We start from the raw sequence: 3,280 nt of genomic DNA on the forward strand, positions 1-3,280 counted from the left end.
CTATAGAATTGCTCCTTGCTTATCATGGAATTGCGCCAGTCTGGGTGCTTACTGTAAGTGACCGTATAGCAGCCATTGATGTAGCCATATTCATGGAATGAACTACCGGATGGCTGAGTGCTAACCGCATAGAACGCAACCGTAGGGGAGTCGAAATCCATGGCCGCAAACCTAGCCCCCTCAGGCCACACAAAACCCTGAATTTTATTCAGCGCCTCGATAGTGAAGAGTTGTGACTCTGTTAATTGATTCTCGTTACTCATTTCCGCACACCCCGCGCTGCCTTTAAACGTGATGCCAGCTTGCGCAGTTCGCGTGCTGACTGAATATCCTGATCCCATGCGCCCAGCTCATCTGCCGCACTAACAACCTCGTCACGGCTGCGAGTTAACACAAACAACACACCCACCAGCGCCATGACCAACACACTTAACCCAATGACTCCGCTCATCCTTGCACCCTCGCGAAATACACCGTTTCACCTGTGGTCAGTAACTGCTGGCTGACCTTCCCTTTCTTCATCCCTGCCACCAGCTGCTTTTGCAGCTCAACACGGCTTAACCCCGTATGCTTGCGCAGTTCATGCATGCGCCAGCAGCGTTGACGGCTTGCTATCAGCGTGACCAAACTCATAACTCAAGCTCCTGTGCTGCGCCGCGGCTCTGCGTGGCGAATGAATCACTCAGCGGATCAAGGCCGCCGTGGGTGTTCACAAACCGATACGCCTTTTCGGCACCCGGCACGTGGCGGGACTTCGTGCAGATCAGCTCGGTAATGCCCTTCAACGGCGTGAGCGGATCGTATTTTTCTTCGTTGTAAACCATGAAAATCAGGTCGGCATCCTGCTCAATCTGGCCAGACTCCCGCAGATCTGAGTTAACCGGACGCTTGTTTACCCGCTTCTCTACATCACGGCTCAACTGGGACAACGCAATAACCGGCGTTTCCAGCTCTTTGCACAGGCGCTTAATGCCCTTGGAGATATCGGACACCCCCTGCAGCTGGGTAGGCGCACCTGACGTGTCAATCAGCTGGATGTAGTCGATCATGATGGCGCGCAGCTTCCCGTATTTCTTCGCAACGCGGCGAGCCTCAGCGCGGATATCGTTGATAGTCATGCGGCCACGGTCATCGATCATGATGGTGCTGCCGGTCATCGCGCCAATTGCATTGCCAACACGCCCCCAAGCCTCGTCACTGTTCATCTGGGTTTGGCCGAGAACGTCTTTCTTTCTGGCCTTGGCCAAGTGAAACATCATTCGCTCTGCCAGCTGCTTGCGAGACATCTCAAGGCTAAAAATCAACACCGGATAATTATGATGTACGGACATATGCTCGCAGATGGTCGTCAGCACCGTGGTTTTACCGTGAGACGGGCGACCACCCACCACGATCATGTCAGTCGGGTTCACACCGCCCAGCGCCTGATCAATATCCGGCAGGCCAAGCGTAATCGCGTTCTCATTGTCATCACCTCGGAAGCTGCTCTCGAGATCGGCAACCACCTCCTCCAAGCAATCCAAAATCGAAACCGCGCCATCAGCTTGCACAGACTCCACGGCGGAAATACGCCCCTGAACATCCCCCACCTTCTCGGTCATCGCTCGGCCATCACGCGCCACCAGCACCTGACCAGCACGGATCAGCTCTGTCTGCATGCGGCGACCCAGCGAGTTATCCTTCAAGCGGCGAACGTATTCCGGCAAGTTGGCAGCGCTCGGCGTGTTCTTGCTCACCTCGGCCAGATACCCAAAGCCACCGGCATCATCCAGCTGGTTGCGGCGGGTTAACTCATCAGCCACCGTGATCACATCGATGCTGCTGCCACGCTCAAGCATCCCCTGCATGGCGCTAAAAATCAGGCCGTGCGCATGGTTTGCGAAATCGCCAGGCGTTACCGTTTCCAGAACATCAAACACCGTATCCGATGGGGTGCCGTTACCCGTTGGCAGCATCAAGCCACCGATAACCGATTGCTCCAAACTCGTGTCTGTGAAATGGTTTTTCATGATTGCAGTCCGTTGCGTTGTTTGTATTCACGGGTGATCTGCTCGTAGCAGCGCGCCCAGTTCCGAGGCTCTAAAATCCAATCCAGAGTTAACCAAGCCTTGTTCGGCAGGTCGGCCGTCAGCGTTGATGCCGCCAGCAGCGAGAACAGCTTCTCGATTTGACCCAAGTCGCGATCACGCCCCTTGTTGTTTTTCTCATTCCAGACACGCTCAAGGTTCCGGTAGGCCGGACGGTTCTTGGTCCACTGGAATAACTCAATCTGGCGGCAGCTGAATTGCTTGTTCCACAGCCCAATGATTTCTTGGTGCGGACACGGTGCAGGGTTGCGATCGGTCTGGCCTTGCGCCCAAACATCCGCGTCAGCCAGATACCCATCAAAGCGAGTCTTGCGGAACAGGTTGTTCAGGTTGGCGTAGCTCTTGCCACCACGACGCCAGTTAGCCAAGCCCCAACGGATAACCAGCTTGCAGTCCTCAACCGAATAACCTGCGTTCAGGATGATTTCGATCTCAGCAGTGCGCCGGCACTTGGTGCTGCCAACCTGCTCTTGGTAAAAACCAAGAACCTCTGCAGCGCCCAAAGTTTCCCCTTGGGGGGTTATGGGGGGATCTTTTCTTTCTTTCTTTTGAATAGTTTCTTTTGTGTTTAGCCGAGTTGGCGAAACATCGTTAGCTAAGTTGGCTAATGTTTTATTAGCCGAGTCAGCTAATGTTTTGCTAGGTTGGCTAATGTCGAAATTCCACTCAGAAATGGCCTTGTTAACGCCAATTTCACGACCCTTGGTTACGATGATATTCATCGCAATCATCTCGTTTTTCGCTGTGCAAACGTGCGTGTGGTGAATGCCAGTCATTGACGAAATCTGCGTATTGGTAATGCGATCAAGCTTCTTACCAAACCCGTATGTTTTACGGATAATCGCCATCAAGACCTTCATCTGGCGTGCCGTTAAATCAGCAGCCATTACCGCCTCTAGCAGCTCGTTAGCGATGCGGGTGTACCCATCATCAAGATCAGCCACGCGCCCTCCTGTCGGCTCAGGCTGATGGCTGAAATCAACGCGAACCACGTTACCCATGAGCCAGCTCCTTAGCGGCACGAAAACGCTTAGCGAATTCAAGGCCAAAGGCATGGTTACGGCTGGCTATGACGACTAAACCATCAGGGCCTTGAGCCTGTTCTACTGCTCGCTTCTTAGAGCGCGCAGGCTTCTTAGCTTTCACCGCCACCCCAGAAGATAACGATTCAATACTCATGGCCTGTTCACTCC

At 53.7% G+C, this 3,280-nt stretch carries 5 protein-coding genes; all 5 read right to left on the bottom strand.

What is annotated here, in order from left to right; all coding sequences use genetic code 11:
- On the bottom strand, positions 1–263 hold a 263-nt coding region (locus ACRCYC_RS09555; RefSeq protein WP_438618912.1), incomplete at its 3' end, for a hypothetical protein.
- A 184-nt stretch (positions 264–447) separates the two neighbouring features.
- Positions 448–633 (bottom strand): hypothetical protein, encoded by a 186-nt coding sequence (locus ACRCYC_RS09560; RefSeq protein WP_302981506.1) that lies wholly within the window; start codon positions 631–633, stop codon positions 448–450.
- Positions 630–2,009, bottom strand: coding sequence for a replicative DNA helicase (locus tag ACRCYC_RS09565; RefSeq protein ID WP_438618913.1), 1,380 nt, complete (start codon positions 2,007–2,009; stop codon positions 630–632). The genes ACRCYC_RS09560 and ACRCYC_RS09565 overlap by 4 nt, the downstream gene beginning before the upstream one ends.
- The gene (locus tag ACRCYC_RS09570; protein WP_438618914.1) at positions 2,006–3,088 is read right to left on the bottom strand and encodes a replication protein; all 1,083 of its coding nucleotides are present in this window, start codon (positions 3,086–3,088) and stop codon (positions 2,006–2,008) included. The genes ACRCYC_RS09565 and ACRCYC_RS09570 overlap by 4 nt, the downstream gene beginning before the upstream one ends.
- Positions 3,081–3,280: hypothetical protein (locus ACRCYC_RS09575; protein WP_438618916.1), on the bottom strand; the 200-nt coding region annotated here is incomplete at its 5' end. The genes ACRCYC_RS09575 and ACRCYC_RS09570, both read right to left, overlap by 8 nt.

It is taken from the genome of Paraclostridium sp. (genome assembly GCF_051657365.1).
Taxonomy (GTDB): Bacteria; Bacillota; Clostridia; order Peptostreptococcales; family Peptostreptococcaceae; genus Paraclostridium.